This is a genomic window from Streptomyces sp. enrichment culture (genome assembly GCF_964273145.1).
Taxonomy (GTDB): Bacteria; Actinomycetota; Actinomycetes; order Streptomycetales; family Streptomycetaceae; genus Streptomyces.
The window spans coordinates 4021538-4036959 of the sequence record NZ_OZ186873.1; the positions used below are offsets into that span (position 1 = coordinate 4021538).

Consider the following 15422-nt stretch of genomic DNA (forward strand, 5'->3'; position numbering starts at 1 on the left):
CCGGAAGGAACGCCAGCCATGGCCATGGACGCCATCTCCGTCATCCGCACCAAGCGGGACCGCGGCGAACTCAGCGACGCGCAGATCGACTGGGTCATCGACGCCTACACCCGCGGGGAGGTGGCCGACGAGCAGATGTCGGCCCTCGCGATGGCCATCCTCCTCAACGGCATGAACCGCCGCGAGATCGCCCGCTGGACCGCGGCGATGATCGCCTCCGGCGAGCGCATGGACTTCTCCTCCCTGTCCCGCCCGACCGCCGACAAGCACTCCACGGGCGGCGTCGGCGACAAGATCACCCTTCCGCTGGCCCCGCTCGTCGCGGCCTGCGGCGCCGCCGTCCCGCAGCTGTCGGGCCGGGGCCTGGGCCACACCGGCGGCACCCTGGACAAGCTGGAGTCGATCCCCGGCTGGCGGGCCCTGCTGTCCAACGAGGAGATGCTGTCCGTCCTGGACGGCGTCGGCGCGGTGATCTGCGCGGCCGGCGACGGCCTCGCCCCCGCCGACAAGAAGCTGTACGCCCTGCGCGACGTCACGGGCACGGTCGAGGCGATCCCGCTGATCGCCTCCTCGATCATGTCCAAGAAGATCGCCGAGGGCACGGGCTCCCTGGTGCTGGACGTCAAGACCGGCAGCGGCGCCTTCATGAAGACCCTCGACGACGCCCGCGAACTGGCCTCCACCATGGTCGGCCTCGGCACCGACCACGGCGTGCGGACGGTCGCCCTCCTCACCGACATGTCCACCCCGCTGGGCCTGACGGCGGGCAACGCCCTGGAGGTCCGCGAGTCGGTCGAGGTCCTGGCCGGCGGCGGCCCCGCGGACGTCGTCGAACTGACCCTCGCCCTGGCCCGCGAGATGCTCGACGCGGCGGGCGTCAAGGACGCCGACCCGGCCAAGGCCCTCGCCGACGGCTCCGCGATGGACGTCTGGCGCCGCATGATCGCGGCCCAGGGCGGCGACCCGGACGCCCCCCTGCCCACGTCGCGGGAACAGCACGTCGTCAAGGCCACCGCCTCCGGCGTCCTGACCCGCCTGGACGCCTACGACATCGGCGTCGCCGCCTGGCGCCTGGGCGCGGGCCGCGCCCGCAAGGAGGACCCGGTGCAGGCCGCCGCGGGCGTGGAGCTGCACGCCAAGCCCGGTGACCGGGTGACGCAGGGCCAGCCCCTGCTCACCCTCCACACGGACACCCCGGAGCGCTTCGAGTACGCCCTCCAGGCGATCGAGGGCTCCTACGACATCGCCGCCCCGGGCACGGACTTCAAGCCGTCCCCGGTGGTGCTGGAACGCATCGCCTGACCCGCGCCCTCCCCCCCCCGGGCGCACGGGACCGGCGCGGCCGCGCCGGTCCCGTGCCGGCCCGCCCTCACCCCAGCACCGCCGCCACCCCCACCAGCACCGGCACCGCCACCACCGTCGACACCAGCACCGCGTCCCGCGCCAGCCGCTCGCCCACCCGGTACGCCGACGCGTACGTGAACATGTTCTGCGCGGTCGGCAGCGCCGACGTCACCACCACGTCCAGCAACTGCGCGCCCCGCAGCCCGAACACCCCCGCCGCCAGCGCCCACGCCACCGCGGGCTGGCCCACCGATTTGAGCGCGACCGCGAGCAGCACCGGAGCCCGGTCCGCGCCCCGCAGGGGCATCGCGCTGCCGCACAGGGAGATCCCGAAGGCCAGCAGGACCGCCGGGACGGACATGTTGCCGATCAGCTCCAACGGGTCCATCACCGGGCCGGGCACCCGCAGCCCGCTCGCCGCGACCGCCACCCCGGCCAGCGCCCCGACCGCTATCGGGTTGCGCAGCGGCGTCAGCAGCCGCCGCCACAGCGGGTCCTTCCCGTCGCCGCCCGCCACGTCCAGCACCGTCAGCGCGACCGGCGTGAGGCCGACGAGCTGGAACAGCAGTACCGGCGCCACCAGCGAGGCGTCGCCGAGGACGTACACGGCGATCGGGATGCCGAGGTTGCCCGCGTTGACGTACCCGGAGCACAGCGCGCCGATCGCGGTGGGGCCCACGCCCCAGCGGCGCACGACGCCGACGGCGACGAACGCCCCCATCACCGCGGCCGTGCTCAGCGCCGTCACCAGCAGCCGGGTGGAGAACACCACCGACAGGTCGGCCCGCGCGAGCGTGGTGAACAGCAGCGCAGGCGAGGCCACGTGGAAGGCGAGCCGGGTCAGCACCTCGCGCCCCTGCTCCCCGAGGTGGCCACCCCGGCCGAGGACGTAGCCGACGCCGATGACGACGGCGATGACCGCGAATCCCGTCAGCACCCCCTGCACGGCGCCTCCCCGGCAAGGAGGAGGGTGTCGGGCAGCGCGACCGGAGCGGCTATGTGGTGCATGCAGGCAATTCTCCGGGTACGCCGCTCCGGCAGGTCGACGTGGTCTTCACCGGGGCGCCGCCCGCGGGGCCCCGCGGGCGATGAGTTCCGCGCCCGCCCCGGGTCTACCGCACGTGGATGCCGTGACACCCGCTGTACTCGTGCTGCCGGGCCCCGCCTCCCCGCGGGAGCCGTCCCGGCTCTGCGACGAGGTGCGCACGCTGCTTCGGACCACCGGGGCCGGCGTCGTCGTCTGCGACGCCGGCGGGCTGGGCCCGCCGGGGCTGGCCGTCGTCGACCTGCTGGCCCGCCTGGAGCTCACCGCCAGGCGGGCCGGAGGCCGGATACGGCTGCGCGACGCCGACCCGGCCCTACGCGCCCTGCTCGACCTGGTCGGCCTCCGCTTCGAGCCGGAGGGGCAGCTCGAACAGCGGGAACCACCGCCGGGTGTCGAGGAAGCAGTGGAAGCCGGTGATCCGCCCGTCTGAGGTCTCCAGCACCTGGATCGCCCACGGCGTGAAACCGCCCGCCTCCGGGTCCGGCTTGTAGTGCGCGAACGCCGGCAGTCCGTTGGCCCGCACCGGCACCAGCCGCGAGCCCGCGCAGGAGGCGCCGACGGTCGTCATGAAGCCGGTGATGTCCGCCGGACCGGCCAGCCACAGGTCGAACGGCGGCATCGTCATGACGGCGTCCTCGTGCAGCAGGGCCGTCAGGGCCGTCATGTCGTAGCCCTCGAACGCGGCGACGTAGCGCTCCAGGAGCTTCCGCTGTTCCTCGTCCAGGGGGTCGGACACCGCCGCTCCGGTCCCCTTGTCCCCCCGCTCGGCCAGCGTCGCCCGCGCCCGCTGCAGGGCGCTGTTGACGGAGGCGACCGAGGTGCCCAGCAGATCGGCGACCTCGCTCGCCCTCCAGGCCAGCACCTCGCGCAGGATCAGCACCGCCCGCTGCTTGGGCGGCAGTTGCTGCAGGGCCGCCACGAAGGCGAGCCGCACCGACTCCTTGGCGACCGCCGCCTCCGCCGGGTCCTGCGCCGTGGGCAGCACGCGGGCGTCCGGCACCGGCTCCAGCCACGTGTGGTCCGGGCGGGGCGACAGGGCGGCCCGGGCCAGCGGCGTCGACTCCGTCAGGTCCATGGGCCGGGCGCGCTTGCTGCCCGCGGCCAGCATGTCCAGGCAGACGTTGGTCGCGATGCGGTAGAGCCAGGAGCGCAGGCTGGAGCGGCCCTCGAACCTGTCGTAGCCGCGCCAGGCACGGACCAGGGTGTCCTGTACCGCGTCCTCCGCCTCGAAGGAGGAGCCGAGCATCCGGTAGCAGTAGCCGGTCAGCTCGACCCGGTGCTTCTCCAGCGCGGAGTCCAGCTCCGCGGCCGTCGCCGTGCCGTTGGTCATCGCCCGCCCACCCCTGTGGCCGTCCCGTCGGCGCGCGTCTTCGCGCCCTGCACTCCGGAAGCTACCGCAGGGGACTGACAACGGCCTGCGGGCTGGGAAAGGAGCAGTTCACCGGGGGTGGACGGACCGGCCGTCAGGCCGTCACCGCGTACCGTTCCCGCCGCGCCGCCCGCGATCCGAGCAGCGTGATCGCCGCGACGCCCAGCACCGCCAGCAGCCCGACGCCGACCGTCCCGGCCCAGCCCTGGGCGTGGAAGGCCACCGCGCCGACCGTGCTGCCCGCGCTGGAGCCGACGTAGTACGCCGACTGGTACAGCGCCGACGCCTGGGCGCGGCCGTGCGTGGCCGTCTTGCCGACCGCCGACGACGCCACCGCGTGGCCCGCGAAGAAGCCCGCCGTGATCAGCACCAAGCCCAGTAGGACCAGCGGCAGGGACGGCGCCAGGGACAGCAGCAGCCCGGCCGCCGTCGTGCCGCCCGCCAGGTACAGCGCCCCGCGCCGGCCCAGGCGGCCCACCAGCCGTCCGGCCGTCGACGCCGACACCGTGCCGACCAGGTAGACGAGGAAGACCGAGCCGACGATGCCCTGCGGCAGGGAGAAGGGGGCGTCGGACAGGCGGTAGCCGATCACCGTGTAGACGCCGCCGAAGACCGTCATGAACAGGGCGCCGATCGCGTACAGGCGCCGCAGCAGCGGGTCGGCGAGGTGGTCGCGGACCGTGCGGGCGAGCACCCGCGGCCGCAGCGAGCCCGGGTGGAAGTGCCGCGGCCTGGGCAGCAGCAGCCGGAAGGCCACCGCGCACGCCACCGCCAGCACGCCGACCACGCCGACGGCGACCCGCCAGCCCCACTCCTGCGCGACCCAGCCGGTGACGATGCGCCCGCTCATCCCGCCGACGCTGTTGCCCGCCACGAACAGGCCGATCGCGGTGACCAGCGCCTTCGGCGTGACCTCCTCCGCGAGGTACGCCGTCGCCGACGCGGGCAGTCCGGCCAGTGCCGCGCCCTGCACCGCGCGCAGCGCCACCAGCGCCGGCAGCGAGGGCGCGAAGGGGACCAGCAGCCCGACGGTCACCGCGACGGCCAGTGACGCCGTCATGACCGTACGCCGCCCGAACCGCTCCGACAGCGCGCTCATCGGCAGGACGAACACCGCCAGACCGCCGGTCGCGGCGGCCACCGTCCAGCTCGCGTCGCTCGCGCTCACCCCGAAGTCGCCGGAGATCAGCGGCAGCAGCGCCTGGGTGGAGTACAGCAGGGCGAAGGTGGCGACGCCCGCGAGGAAGAGGGCGAGGCTCATCCGGCGGTAGCCGGGGCCGCCGGGCGTCATGCGGGAGCCGGGGACGGCACCGGAGCCGGCGCCGGAGAGGGGAGCGGGGCCTGCGGATGCTGCGGAGGCGGCGCCCACGGTGGTGGACGACGCCCCGGTACTGGCGGGAGTCATGCTGCGACCGTACGGACGCGCCCGCTGATCCGTCCAATGCATGGAATCGTCATAATCGTTCCCATGGCGCATCAGCAGAGGTCACGGACTCGCCTGTCACCTTCCGGTGACACAGAAGACATCGTCGCGCTGCTCGCGCCACGGCTCGCCCACTTCGCCGGCGTCGCCCGCACCGAGCACGTCACGCGCGCCGCGCAGGAGATGAACGTCCCCCAGTCGACCCTCTCGCGCGCCTTGGTCCGCCTCGAACAGGACCTGGGCGTCGACCTGTTCGCCCGCCGCGGCCGCACGGTCTCCCTCACCCCCGCCGGGCGCACCTTCCTCGCCTCCGTCGAACGCGCCCTCGCCGAGATCGAGCGGGCCGCCGAGGAGGTCCGCGCCGACGCCGACCCGGCCACCGGCAAGGTCGCCTTCGGTTTCCTGCACACCATGGGCGCCGAGACCGTGCCCGGGCTGCTGCACGCCTTCCGCGCCGACCACCCGCGCGTCCGCTTCAGCCTCGTGCAGAACTACGGCGAGGCGATGCTGGAGCGGCTGCGCGCCGGGGAGCTGGACCTGTGCCTGACCTCCCCGGTCCCCGACGCGCCGGACCTGGTCGCCCGCCGCCTCGACGAGCAGAAGCTGCGCCTGGTCGTCCCGGCCGACCACCGCCTGGCCGGCCGCCGCCGCGTGCGCCTGGCCGAGGCCGCCGACGAGATGTTCGTGACGCTGGAGCCCGGCTACGGGCTGCGCCGCATCACCGACGCCCTGTGCCAGGAGGCCGGTTTCCGGCCGCGGGTGGCCTTCGAGGGGGAGGAGGCCGAGACCCTGCGGGGCCTGGTCGCGGCCGGTCTGGGCGTCGCCCTGCTGCCGCCGCCCGCCGTGCCCCGCCCGGGCGTGGCGGAGCTGACGGTCACGGCCCCGCGCGCGGTGCGCGAGATCGGCGTGGCCTGGCTGGCGGGCCGCCCGGACACGCCGCCGGTGGCGGCGTTCAAGAAGTTCCTGCTGTCCCGGCGGGGCAGACTGCTGCCCGACTGAGGGGCCGCGGCCGGGAAACCGCGGCGCCTACCGCCGCAACGACGTGCCGAACCCCGCCGCCAGCGGCATCCGCAGCCCCAGCGGCGGCGGGGCCGCCAGCGCGTCCCGCACCGGCCGGGAGAGCGCCTGCCCGAACAGCACCCCCAGCACGAAGTTCTCGGTCAGCGCCATGACCTCGTCGCGGTAGTGGTGCAACCCGTGCCCGTCGGAGTGCACCTCGAACCGGCACACGTCCCGGTTCGCCTTCTTCGCCCGGGCCGCCAGCCGGAACGACAGTTCGGGATCGGTCCGCGCGTCGTTCGTGCCGTGCACGATCAGGACGTGCCGCCCGGCGAGTTGTTTCACCGGTTCGGGTGGTGCGGCCACGTCGTCCTCCGGCAGCCACGGGGCGAGGGCGACCACGGCGTCGACGCGGTCGTGCCCGCCCGCGTGCAGCGCCGCCCGGCCGCCCATCCCGGTGCCCACCAGGCAGACGGGCACGTCGCCGTAGCGCCGCACGACCTCGTCGGCGGCCCAGGAGGCGTCCCGCGCCAGGTGCGCCTCGCTGCCGTTCCAGCCGCGGTAGCGGTAGTGCACGACGTGGACGGCCAGGCCCTCCGCCCGCCCCGCGCGCGCCAGCCGGCGGCCCAGCGCGCGCATCGACGCGGCCGCCACCAGGGGTGAGGGCCTGCGGCCGGACACCTCGTCGCCGTCGGGGAGCAGCAGGACCACGCCGCTCACCGTGGTCGGCTCCGGTCCGAGCACCCGTCCCAGCCGTGCCCTGCGTGCCTGCGTCGCTTGCTGTGCCATGACAGAACATTCTCAGAAGAGCGGGTGTACGCCACCCGTCCGTGCGGTCACCGTTACGTATCGACGCATTCGTACACCGCCGCACCACGATTCGTACACCGGCACACCGCGCCGAACGGCCCCGCCCCCTCTACGCGCGTAGGGGTTACAGTGCGGAAATGACGAGCCAGAGCACTGCCCCGAGCACTGCGAAGAGCCCGACGCCGGGCCAGATCCGCCGGGCGCCCAAGGTTCTGCTCCACGACCACCTCGACGGCGGTCTGCGCCCCGCCACGATCGTCGAACTCGCCCGTACCACCGGTTACCCCGGGCTCCCGGAGACCGATCCGGACGGGCTGGCCCTGTGGTTCCGGGAGGCCGCCGACTCCGGGTCCCTGGAACGGTACCTGGAGACCTTTACCCACACCGTCGGCGTCATGCAGACCCGCGAGGCGCTGGTGAGGGTCGCCGCCGAGTGCGCCGAGGACCTCGCCGCGGACGGCGTCGTCTACGCCGAGGTCCGCTACGCCCCCGAACAGCACCTGGAGGGCGGGCTCACCCTGGAAGAGGTCGTCGAGGCCGTCGACGAGGGCTTCCGGGAGGGCGAGCGGCGGGCCAGGGCGGCCGGCCGCCGCATCCGCGTCGGCGCGCTGCTGACCGCCATGCGGCACGCCGCCCGCTCCCTGGAGATCGCCGAACTCGCCAACCGGTACCGGGACGCGGGTGTCGTCGGCTTCGACATCGCCGGCGCCGAGGCCGGACACCCGCCCACCCGGCACCTCGACGCCTTCGAGTACCTGAAGCGGGAGAACAACCACTTCACCATCCACGCCGGGGAGGCCTTCGGGCTGCCCTCCATCTGGCAGGCGCTGCAGTGGTGCGGCGCCGACCGGCTCGGGCACGGGGTGCGCATCATCGACGACATCCAGGTGCGCGAGGACGGCTCGGTGGGGCTCGGGCGGCTCGCCTCCTACGTCCGGGACAAGCGGATCCCGCTGGAGCTGTGCCCCAGCTCCAACCTCCAGACCGGGGCCGCCGCCTCGTACGCCGAGCACCCCGTCGGCCTGCTGCGGCGCCTGCAGTTCCGCGTGACCGTCAACACGGACAACCGGCTGATGTCCCACACCAGCATGAGCCGGGAATTCGAGCACCTTGTCGACGCGTTCGGTTACACGCTCGACGACATGCAGTGGTTCTCCGTCAATGCGATGAAATCAGCGTTCATTCCTTTCGATGAACGACTGGCTATGATCAATGACGTCGTCAAGCCCGGATATGCCGAGCTGAAATCCGAGTGGCTGTTCCAATAGAACGCTCCCACCAGCGGTTTTGTGAGTGGCGCGGAGGGAAGCGGCCCTTCCGGGCCCCGTGCGTGCGGACGGGTTTTCACAGTCCGTCCGCATTTCGATGTTTGCGGCGGACGGCGCCTCGTGTTTACGGTCGAGAACCGCTCATCCCCGTCATCCATTTTCGAGGACGCACTTTCATGAAGCAGTCTGCTGCCAAGACCCTCGGCGTCGTCGCCCTCGGCGCCGCCTTCGCCGCCGGTGGCGCGGGCGCGGCCAACGCCGCCCCGGGCGCGCCGGACCCCAGCCGGGCGCTGGACCCCGTCACCCGGACGCTCCCGGCGGAGAACCTCGCCCGGACGCTGCCGGCCGCGGGTGAGGTGCTGGCGCAGGGTGAGACCGCGGCCGAGAGGGGCCTGACCGCGGCCCAGCCGACCGCTCAGCAGCTCCCCAGCAGCCCGCTCGACCCGGTCGCCGGCCTCCTCGGCGGCCTGCCGCTGAACGGTCTGCCGCTGAACGGTCTCCCGATCGCCTGAGCCGCACTCGCCCCCGTGCGCCGACGGGGCGCATCCGGTCCCTCCGGATGCGCCCCGTCGGCATGTGCGGGGGCGAGTGCGGCTCACCAGGCCGTCCGGGCCGCCTTCTCCTCCGAGGGGAGCAGGATCCACAGCGCGATGTAGAGCAGGAACTGAGGTCCGGGCAGCAGGCAGGAGAGCAGGAAGATCACGCGCATCGTCGTCGAGGAGGTGCCGAAGCGGCGTGCCAGCGCGGCACACACTCCGCCGATCATGCGGCCGTTGGTGGGGCGGGCGAGGCGGGACATCGCGGCTCCTTCGGGTCTGCCGGTCGTTCGCCGGCGCGCCGGGACGGCCGCCTTCGGCGGGACCCGGGCGCCGACCGGATGGGGAGGGTCGGCTGTTCTTCTGCCCTCCACACTACGGAGACGAACCGGTCCGAACGTCGCTCTACGGGGCGATCCCGACCCTGGGAATCGTCGGGGTGCGACCCTGAGCCGGCTCCTCCTGGGGAACGTCCGCACCGGACCGGCGCTCGTACCTGCGACGCAGCCAGGTCCGGCCGGCGGGGACGACGGCCAGGTGCGCGAGGGCCACACCCGCGGTGTTCAGCAGCAGGGAGTCGACGTCCACGACCCGGCCGGGCACCCCGGTCTGCAGCAGTTCGATGCCCAGCGACAGCAGCGCGCCCGCGGCGACGGTACGGAACAGGGAGGCCAGCGGCGAGACACACAGCCGTCCGTCCGCCATCGGCAGCAGCACGCCCAGGGGCGCCAGCAGGGCGAGCCCCTCACCGAGGCGCCGGGCCGCCTGGGGCCAACCCAGCGCCAGATCGGCCCGTATGCCGGCGAGCGGGCGCAGATTGGCGGGCATCACCCACGGGACGTCCAGCGGCCGTAGCGTGCACCAGGCGACGAGAGCGAGGTGTGCGACGAGGAGGACACCCCCCGTCACACGGATGCGGATCGCGGCGCTGCCGCCGATGGAGCCTTGACGCTGCACGCTCCCCTAGACGCGGCCCCCGGCGGGATCGGTTCCGCGACGCCGTAGCCCACTCGGGTGAGGCATGCGCCACACGCGTGGGCCGCCCCGCCGCCGTCACCGGTGCGTCCGGGGCCCGTCCGTCACCCCCCGGTGACCGCGCTGGACGGCGGCCCGCTCCCGCCGGGCCGGACGCGGACCTCGTCCGTACAGGCGTAACGGCGCGGCGGCTGCTCGCCCGGGCCGCCCAGGATCACCGTGCCGTCGCCCTCGGCCGCGGCCGAGTCGGAGAACGTGCACACGATCTGGGCGAGCGCGTACGAGGTGAGGTCCGCGGGGGAGACGCCGAGCCGCAGGGTGTCCCGCGGGTCGCCGGGACGCGGACCGGTCACGGTCGTCCCGCCGCGCACGTCCGTGCTGTAACCGGCCGCCTTCTCCGCGGCCGACGGCGGCTCGGCCAGCCGGTCCAGCAGTTCCCGCGCCACCAGCAGGCGCCGCTGCGAGTCCGCCGCGCCGTCCGGGACCCGCACCGTGCGGTCCACCGCCACCAGCGACGAGCCGCACAGCAGGAACACCCGCACCGGCATCCCGGACGTCGTCCGCGCCGGCCTGTCCGTCCCGGGCGGCGAGCAGCGCACCCGCGAGGGCGCCGGGCCGAAGTCCGTCGGCACCTCCGTGGGCCGGACGCCGCACCCGGCGAGCAGTACGGCCAGCACGGGAAGCCCCAGCAGACGGCGTACGGTCATCAGGCCTGCCCCTTCGCGTCCTCGCCCTTGCTCCCGGCGCCCCCGCCCTTCCCGCCCGCGCGGTCCTCGGCGTCCCGTTCGGCCAGCGCCGAGGCGTCCCGCGGCAGCCGCAGCGTGAACACCGCACCGCCCTCGGGGGAGTTCTCGGCGGTGATGTCGCCGCCGTGGATGTGCGCGTTCTCCAGGGCGATGGACAGGCCGAGCCCGCTGCCCTCGGAACGCGGCCGGGAGGCGCTCGCCTTGTAGAACCGGTCGAAGACGTGCGGCAGGACCTCCTCGGGGATGCCGGGCCCGTGGTCCCGCACCCGGATCACGACCTCCGCTCCGTCCGCGCCCCCGGCGCCCTCCGTGCCGCCCGCGTCCGTCGCGCCCGGCCCTTCGGACTCCGTCACCGACACCCGCACCGGCGAGCCGCCGTGCTTGAGGGCGTTGCCGATCAGGTTGGCGAGGATCACGTCCAGGCGGCGCGGGTCGAGCCGGGCGTGGATGCCGCGCTCGGCGTCCAGTTCGACGGCGTCCAGCCAGGCGCGGGCGTCGATGCACGCGGTGATCTGGTCGGCGACGTCGACGTCGTCGAGGACCAGCCGGGCGGTGCCCGCGTCGAAGCGGGTGACCTCCATCAGGTTCTCGACCAGGTCGTTCAGCCGCCGCGTCTCGCTCACCACCAGCCGCACGGCGGGCTCGATCATCGGGTCGATGCCGCCGCCCTCGAACTCCAGTTCCTCCTCCAGTACCTCCGTCACGGCGGTGATCGCCGTCAGCGGCGTACGCAGCTCGTGGCTCATGTCCGCCACGAACCGCCGCGAGGCCGCCTCGCGCGCGGCCATGTCCGCCACCCGCTTCTCCAGCGCCTCCGCGGCACTGTTGAACGTGCGCGACAGATCGGCCAGTTCGTCGGTGCCGGACACCCTCAGCCGGGTGTCCAGCCTGCCCTCCCCGAGCCGGCGCGCGGCCGTCCCGAGCCGCTGCACGGGCTTGAGGACGGTCGAGGCGGCCGCCTGCGCCAGCAGCGCGGAGCCGATCAGCGCGAGCCCCGTGGCGATCCCCAGCGACCAGGCCAGCGAGTTCAGGTCCTTCGCCTCCGGCTCCAGCGACTCGCGCATGTAGCCGGTCGGCCCGCCCCCGATCACCTTCGCCCCGGCCACCAGGTACGGGGTGTCGCCGTCGACGATCCGCTGCCAGTACAGGTGGTAGGCGTGCTCGTTGTTCGCGGTGGTCCTCTGCCGCTTGTTCACCGCCTCGCGCAGCGAGGCGGGCACGTCCGCCGGGGTGAAGCCGTCCAGACCGCCGGAACTGCCGTACACCGTCCTGCCGTCGGGGTCCCGGGCGATGAGCAGCACGCTGAAGTTCCCGCCGCTTTCGGCCATCTGACCGGCCGTGCGCCGCAACTCGCCCCGCGTGGGGTGCGCGGGCAGCGTGCCGGCCCGGTTCTGCATCTCCCGCTCGAAGTCCCGCAGCACGGCGTCCTGGGCGCGGGTGAGCACCGCCTCCCGGTTCAGCCAGTACGCGATGGCGGACGCGGACACGGCCGCGGTGAGCGCGACCAACCCGAAGACGACGGCCAGCCTCAGCCGCAGGCTGGTGAAGCGCAGCCGCGACCAGACTCCCTTGCGCGCCGCGGCCCAGCCGCGGCCACCCCCCTGGTGTTCCCGTGTCACTGAGGCGGATCCAGCCGGTAGCCGACGCCCCGCACGGTACGGATCAGCGTCGGGGACGACGGCACGTCCTCGACCTTGGCGCGCAACCGCTGCACACAGGCGTCCACGAGCCGCGAGTCGCCGAGGTAGTCGTGCTCCCACACCAGCCGCAGCAGTTGCTGCCGCGACAGCGCCTGCCCCGGCCGCCGGCTCAGCTCCAGCAGCAGCCGCAGCTCGGTCGGGGTGAGCTGGAGGTCCTCGCCGTTCTTGGTGACGGTCATCGCGGAGCGGTCGATGACCAGGCTGCCGAAGGTCGCCGAGTCGCTGGACTCCCGTTCCCCGCGCCGCAGCACGGCCCGGATCCGGGCGTCGAGCACCCTGCCCTGCACCGGTTTGACGACGTAGTCGTCGGCGCCCGACTCCAGGCCGACGACCACGTCGATGTCGTCGCTGCGGGCGGTCAGCAGGATGATCGGCAGCTGGTCCGTGCGCCGGATGCGCCGGCACACCTCGAACCCGTCGATGCCGGGCAGCATCACGTCCAGCACGATCAGGTCCGGCCGCTGCTCGCGCAGCAGCTTCAGACCGTCCTCACCGCTGGCAGCGGTGGCCACCCGGTGTCCCTGGCGCGTCAGGGAGAGCTCCAGGGCCGTACGGATGGCGTCGTCGTCCTCGATCAGCAACAGGGAAGGCACGGGCTCATTCTGGCCCATGGAGGCCGCGCCGTTCGACCCGCGGGCCCGGAAGTGCCCGGCCGTCCCGGCCCGGCGCACCGCCGGCCGGGGCGGCCGGGGGCCGTTGAGGGAAGCGTGCACCCCGTGTCGCGGACCGCTGTGACAGGGCTGTGACAGTCGGCGGACACGGCCATGAAGTCGGCACGGCAGGCTCTTGTGGCACAGGCAGCCCCGCCCGGTCCGGATCGTCCGGGAGGCCGCCTGGCACCACGGTACGCAGAACACCGGAAGTCCACGACGGGGGGCGCGAGATGAACACGCTGCACGGCACCGGCACCAGCGGCGCAGTGGTCACGCGTCTGCACGACATGCACGTGCACCGGGGTGGTGAGAAGTCCGGGGCCGACGGGGGTCCCTCCCGCGCGAGCGCGTTCGAGCGCGGGGGAGGGCGGGGGTGCGCTCGCGGCACCGGGCGTCAGCACATCGCGTACATGGCGGTGGCCGACGCGCCCACGGGGGAGGCGCGGGGGGGAGCCGCGTACGGGGAGGCCTCGGGGGACGGTCGTTCCCCGGCGGAGGCCGGGGACGCCGAAGCGGCGTTCACCGCCTACGTCCGGGAGCGCCGCGCCTCCCTGTTCGCGACCGCCTACCACCTCACCGGTGACCGCTTCGAGGCCGAGGACCTGCTGCAGAGCGCGCTGTTCTCGACGTACAAGGCGTGGGACCGGATCAGCGACAAGGCGGCCGTCGGCGGATACCTCCGCCGCACCATGACCAACCTGCACATCAGCGCCTGGCGGCGCCGCAAGCTCAACGAGTACCCGACCGAGGAACTGCCGGAGACGCCCGGCGACACGGACGCGATGCGCGGCACCGAGCTGCGCGCGGTCCTGTGGCAGGCGCTGGCCCGGCTGCCCGAACTCCAGCGCACCATGCTGGTCCTGCGCTACTACGAGGGCCGTACGGACCCGGAGATCGCGGACATCCTCGGCATCAGCGTCGGCACGGTGAAGTCCAGCATCTGGCGCTCGCTGCGCCGGCTGCGTGACGACGAGGTCCTCAGCTTCGGCCGGGACCGGCAGGACGCCTTCGGCGAACTCGTCGCCTGAGGGGCGGCCGGTTCGGAACACCGAGGAAAAAGTCCCGGCCCGCGTGTGTCACGGAGGCGGTCACCGCCTCTTGCTCACGGGGGAAGCACCACGGGAAACGGGGGGAGCGGGGGAAACACGGGGGAACGGGGGGAGCACGGGGGAACGGGGGGAGCACGGGGGAACGGGAACGGGGCTGGAGGGCCGGGGGAGCCGTCCAGCCCCGTTCCTGTCGTGGCCTGTCGCGTTCCGGCGTGGCCCGGCCCGGCGTTCCCGCCGCGTCCCGTCCCGCGCGGGTGCCGTCCGGTTACGCCGCCGTACCCACCGCCGGGCGGCGGCCCGCCGCGGCGGCCAGGCGGTCCATCGCCTCGTCCCGGTCGCAGGCGTGCGCGCCCAGCGCCGTCTGGCGGGCGACGATCGACCGCTCCTGCCGCATCAGCCGCCAGCCGCGGCGCACCAGGAACGGCACCGACTTGCGGCCCTCCTTCAGGTCCCGCAGGAAGCGGCGGCGGAAGGTCGTCACCGGGCCGCGGCTCAGGCACAGCGCGTCGGCCAGCACGCCCAGGTCGCGGCAGCGGGCCACGATGTCCGCGGCGAAGATCCCCTCCGCGATGAACAGCGGGGCCCGCCCGATGTCGACCGTCTCCTCGCCCGTGCGCGCGCTGAGGGCGATGTCGTAGACGGGGACGTTCGCACGGCCCGTGCGGCACAGGTCCGTGATCGCGGCGACGGCCGCGTCCGCGTCCCACGACCGGGGGTGGTCCCAGTCGATGTCGGAACTTCCGGCCATCAGCGGCAGCGTGGGGTCGGTGCCCTCCTTGTAGAAGTCGTCGAGCCGCAGGACCGGGAGACCCGAGCGGGCGGCGAGGAGGGACTTGCCGGAGCCGGAGGGGCCGCAGAGCAGCACGACTCGCGTGGGTGCGGGCGGATGGGAACTCACGGGACACCAGTGTGCGGCATCGGCCGACCGCCGTTCGACCCGGTGGAGCGGCTTTGAAGCGCGCGTCACGTCTCCACTACCCTGTGCGCTCGCACGATTACCTTCCGCGGTGCGCGTGTGGTGCGCCGGTACGACGCCGCACCCGCGGGCGCCCCTGGCACGAGGTGGCAGCAGCCATGGCCCGACACGCGACCCCCCGCACCCCCGCCGCCCGGCGCGCCCTGGCAGTCCTCGCGGCGGCGGGCGCCGCGCTGGGCGCCGGCGCGGCGACGGCCTCCGCCGTCTCCGCGGACCCCGCGCCCCCCGGCGGCGTGACCCGCACGCGCCCCGCCCCCACGGACGCGGACGGTCCGCGGACCGGCCTGGGGGCCGCGGCCGGCACCGTCCGCCATGTCGCGGGGCCCGTGGCGGGGCTGCGGCCCAACCCGCTGGCGGGCACGGGAGTCGACCCCCTCGACAACGGCGTCGGCACGCAGGTGGCCGACTTCGAGCCGCTGGACTCGCGGACGGTGACGGGCCCGGTGGCGCAGGCGCCGTCGGTCGGCGACGTGCCGGCGGTGGGGCGGGCGACGGGACTGCTGGGCGGCTGACCGCCTCCGCGGACGGA

The 15422-nt window shown here is 74.2% G+C and carries 17 protein-coding genes; 7 read left to right on the forward strand and 10 right to left on the reverse strand.

The window, feature by feature from the left end:
- Positions 1-18: 18 nt before the first annotated feature.
- On the forward strand, positions 19-1302 hold the full coding sequence (locus ACSU6Z_RS18270) for a thymidine phosphorylase (RefSeq protein ID WP_437046976.1): 1284 nt from the start codon (positions 19-21) through the stop codon (positions 1300-1302).
- Positions 1303-1369: 67 nt separating this feature from the next.
- On the opposite strand, the gene ACSU6Z_RS18275 is transcribed toward ACSU6Z_RS18270, so the two are convergent.
- Positions 1370-2290 carry an AEC family transporter gene (locus ACSU6Z_RS18275; RefSeq protein WP_437046977.1) on the reverse strand — a complete coding sequence of 307 codons (921 nt, stop codon included), beginning with the start codon at positions 2288-2290 and terminating at the stop codon, positions 1370-1372.
- Positions 2291-2432: 142 nt separating this feature from the next.
- Between ACSU6Z_RS18275 and ACSU6Z_RS18280 the strand changes: the two genes are divergently transcribed.
- Positions 2433-2819: an STAS domain-containing protein gene (locus ACSU6Z_RS18280; RefSeq protein WP_437046979.1), complete on the forward strand. Its 387-nt coding sequence runs from the start codon at positions 2433-2435 to the stop codon at positions 2817-2819.
- On the opposite strand, the gene ACSU6Z_RS18285 is transcribed toward ACSU6Z_RS18280, so the two are convergent.
- Both ACSU6Z_RS18285 and ACSU6Z_RS18290 read right to left on the reverse strand, forming a co-directional pair.
- Complete coding sequence (locus tag ACSU6Z_RS18285; RefSeq protein WP_437046981.1) at positions 2703-3719, reverse strand: sigma-70 family RNA polymerase sigma factor; 1017 nt, start codon at positions 3717-3719, stop codon at positions 2703-2705. The two genes, ACSU6Z_RS18280 and ACSU6Z_RS18285, sit on opposite strands and share 117 nt — an antisense overlap.
- 133 nt (positions 3720-3852) lie before the next feature.
- Complete coding sequence (locus ACSU6Z_RS18290; protein WP_437046983.1) at positions 3853-5163, reverse strand: MFS transporter; 1311 nt, start codon at positions 5161-5163, stop codon at positions 3853-3855.
- A gap of 63 nt (positions 5164-5226) precedes the next feature.
- On the opposite strand from ACSU6Z_RS18290, the gene ACSU6Z_RS18295 reads away from it, so the two are divergent.
- Entirely contained in the window at positions 5227-6180 is a 954-nt protein-coding gene (locus ACSU6Z_RS18295; protein ID WP_437046985.1) for a LysR family transcriptional regulator, read from the forward strand.
- Positions 6181-6207: 27 nt separating this feature from the next.
- Here the strand turns inward: ACSU6Z_RS18295 and ACSU6Z_RS18300 are convergent, their stop codons facing one another.
- Positions 6208-6969, reverse strand: coding sequence for an alpha/beta hydrolase family protein (locus tag ACSU6Z_RS18300; RefSeq protein ID WP_437046987.1), 762 nt, complete (start codon positions 6967-6969; stop codon positions 6208-6210).
- 158 nt (positions 6970-7127) lie between these two features.
- Here ACSU6Z_RS18300 and ACSU6Z_RS18305 point away from each other — a divergent pair, with 158 nt between their 5' ends.
- Entirely contained in the window at positions 7128-8258 is a 1131-nt protein-coding gene (locus ACSU6Z_RS18305) for an adenosine deaminase (RefSeq protein ID WP_437046989.1), read from the forward strand.
- A gap of 176 nt (positions 8259-8434) precedes the next feature.
- Positions 8435-8770: an ATP-binding protein gene (locus ACSU6Z_RS18310; RefSeq protein ID WP_437046991.1), complete on the forward strand. Its 336-nt coding sequence runs from the start codon at positions 8435-8437 to the stop codon at positions 8768-8770.
- A gap of 83 nt (positions 8771-8853) precedes the next feature.
- Here the strand turns inward: ACSU6Z_RS18310 and ACSU6Z_RS18315 are convergent, their stop codons facing one another.
- The 5 genes from ACSU6Z_RS18315 to afsQ1 all read right to left on the reverse strand — a co-directional run bounded on the left by ACSU6Z_RS18315 (position 8854) and on the right by afsQ1 (position 12808).
- Positions 8854-9057, reverse strand: coding sequence for a PspC domain-containing protein (locus ACSU6Z_RS18315; protein WP_437046993.1), 204 nt, complete (start codon positions 9055-9057; stop codon positions 8854-8856).
- Between the two features lie 142 nt (positions 9058-9199).
- Positions 9200-9751 carry a VanZ family protein gene (locus ACSU6Z_RS18320; protein ID WP_437046995.1) on the reverse strand — a complete coding sequence of 184 codons (552 nt, stop codon included), beginning with the start codon at positions 9749-9751 and terminating at the stop codon, positions 9200-9202.
- 122 nt (positions 9752-9873) lie between these two features.
- Positions 9874-10476, reverse strand: coding sequence for a hypothetical protein (locus ACSU6Z_RS18325; protein ID WP_437046997.1), 603 nt, complete (start codon positions 10474-10476; stop codon positions 9874-9876).
- The gene (locus tag ACSU6Z_RS18330) at positions 10476-12134 is read right to left on the reverse strand and encodes an ATP-binding protein (protein WP_437046999.1); all 1659 of its coding nucleotides are present in this window, start codon (positions 12132-12134) and stop codon (positions 10476-10478) included. Before ACSU6Z_RS18330 ends, ACSU6Z_RS18325 begins: the two co-directional genes overlap by 1 nt.
- On the reverse strand, positions 12131-12808 hold the full coding sequence (gene afsQ1 / locus ACSU6Z_RS18335; RefSeq protein WP_033272295.1) for a two-component system response regulator AfsQ1: 678 nt from the start codon (positions 12806-12808) through the stop codon (positions 12131-12133). Before afsQ1 ends, ACSU6Z_RS18330 begins: the two co-directional genes overlap by 4 nt.
- Before the next feature lie 290 nt (positions 12809-13098).
- Here afsQ1 and ACSU6Z_RS18340 point away from each other — a divergent pair, with 290 nt between their 5' ends.
- On the forward strand, positions 13099-13896 hold the full coding sequence (locus ACSU6Z_RS18340; RefSeq protein ID WP_437047001.1) for a SigE family RNA polymerase sigma factor: 798 nt from the start codon (positions 13099-13101) through the stop codon (positions 13894-13896).
- A 286-nt stretch (positions 13897-14182) separates the two neighbouring features.
- Here ACSU6Z_RS18340 and ACSU6Z_RS18345 read toward each other — a convergent pair whose 3' ends face one another.
- On the reverse strand, positions 14183-14884 hold the full coding sequence (locus tag ACSU6Z_RS18345) for a uridine kinase family protein (protein ID WP_437047003.1): 702 nt from the start codon (positions 14882-14884) through the stop codon (positions 14183-14185).
- Between the two features lie 107 nt (positions 14885-14991).
- Between ACSU6Z_RS18345 and ACSU6Z_RS18350 the strand changes: the two genes are divergently transcribed.
- On the forward strand, positions 14992-15405 hold the full coding sequence (locus ACSU6Z_RS18350; protein ID WP_437047005.1) for a hypothetical protein: 414 nt from the start codon (positions 14992-14994) through the stop codon (positions 15403-15405).
- Positions 15406-15422: the final 17 nt, after the last annotated feature.

Excerpts from the sequence above, each read along its gene's own strand:
- ACSU6Z_RS18350 (WP_437047005.1), top strand. The coding sequence starts at position 14,992 with ATGGCCCGACACGCGACCCCCCGCACCCCCGCCGCCCGGCGCGCCCTG.
- ACSU6Z_RS18300 (WP_437046987.1), bottom strand. The coding sequence starts at position 6,969 with ATGGCACAGCAAGCGACGCAGGCACGCAGGGCACGGCTGGGACGGGTG.
- ACSU6Z_RS18340 (WP_437047001.1), top strand. The coding sequence starts at position 13,099 with ATGAACACGCTGCACGGCACCGGCACCAGCGGCGCAGTGGTCACGCGT.
- ACSU6Z_RS18295 (WP_437046985.1), top strand. The coding sequence starts at position 5,227 with ATGGCGCATCAGCAGAGGTCACGGACTCGCCTGTCACCTTCCGGTGAC.
- ACSU6Z_RS18310 (WP_437046991.1), top strand. The coding sequence starts at position 8,435 with ATGAAGCAGTCTGCTGCCAAGACCCTCGGCGTCGTCGCCCTCGGCGCC.
- ACSU6Z_RS18280 (WP_437046979.1), top strand. The coding sequence starts at position 2,433 with ATGAGTTCCGCGCCCGCCCCGGGTCTACCGCACGTGGATGCCGTGACA.
- ACSU6Z_RS18305 (WP_437046989.1), top strand. The coding sequence starts at position 7,128 with ATGACGAGCCAGAGCACTGCCCCGAGCACTGCGAAGAGCCCGACGCCG.
- ACSU6Z_RS18290 (WP_437046983.1), bottom strand. The coding sequence starts at position 5,163 with ATGACTCCCGCCAGTACCGGGGCGTCGTCCACCACCGTGGGCGCCGCC.
- ACSU6Z_RS18270 (WP_437046976.1), top strand. The coding sequence starts at position 19 with ATGGCCATGGACGCCATCTCCGTCATCCGCACCAAGCGGGACCGCGGC.
- ACSU6Z_RS18285 (WP_437046981.1), bottom strand. The coding sequence starts at position 3,719 with ATGACCAACGGCACGGCGACGGCCGCGGAGCTGGACTCCGCGCTGGAG.
- ACSU6Z_RS18325 (WP_437046997.1), bottom strand. The coding sequence starts at position 10,476 with ATGACCGTACGCCGTCTGCTGGGGCTTCCCGTGCTGGCCGTACTGCTC.
- ACSU6Z_RS18315 (WP_437046993.1), bottom strand. The coding sequence starts at position 9,057 with ATGTCCCGCCTCGCCCGCCCCACCAACGGCCGCATGATCGGCGGAGTG.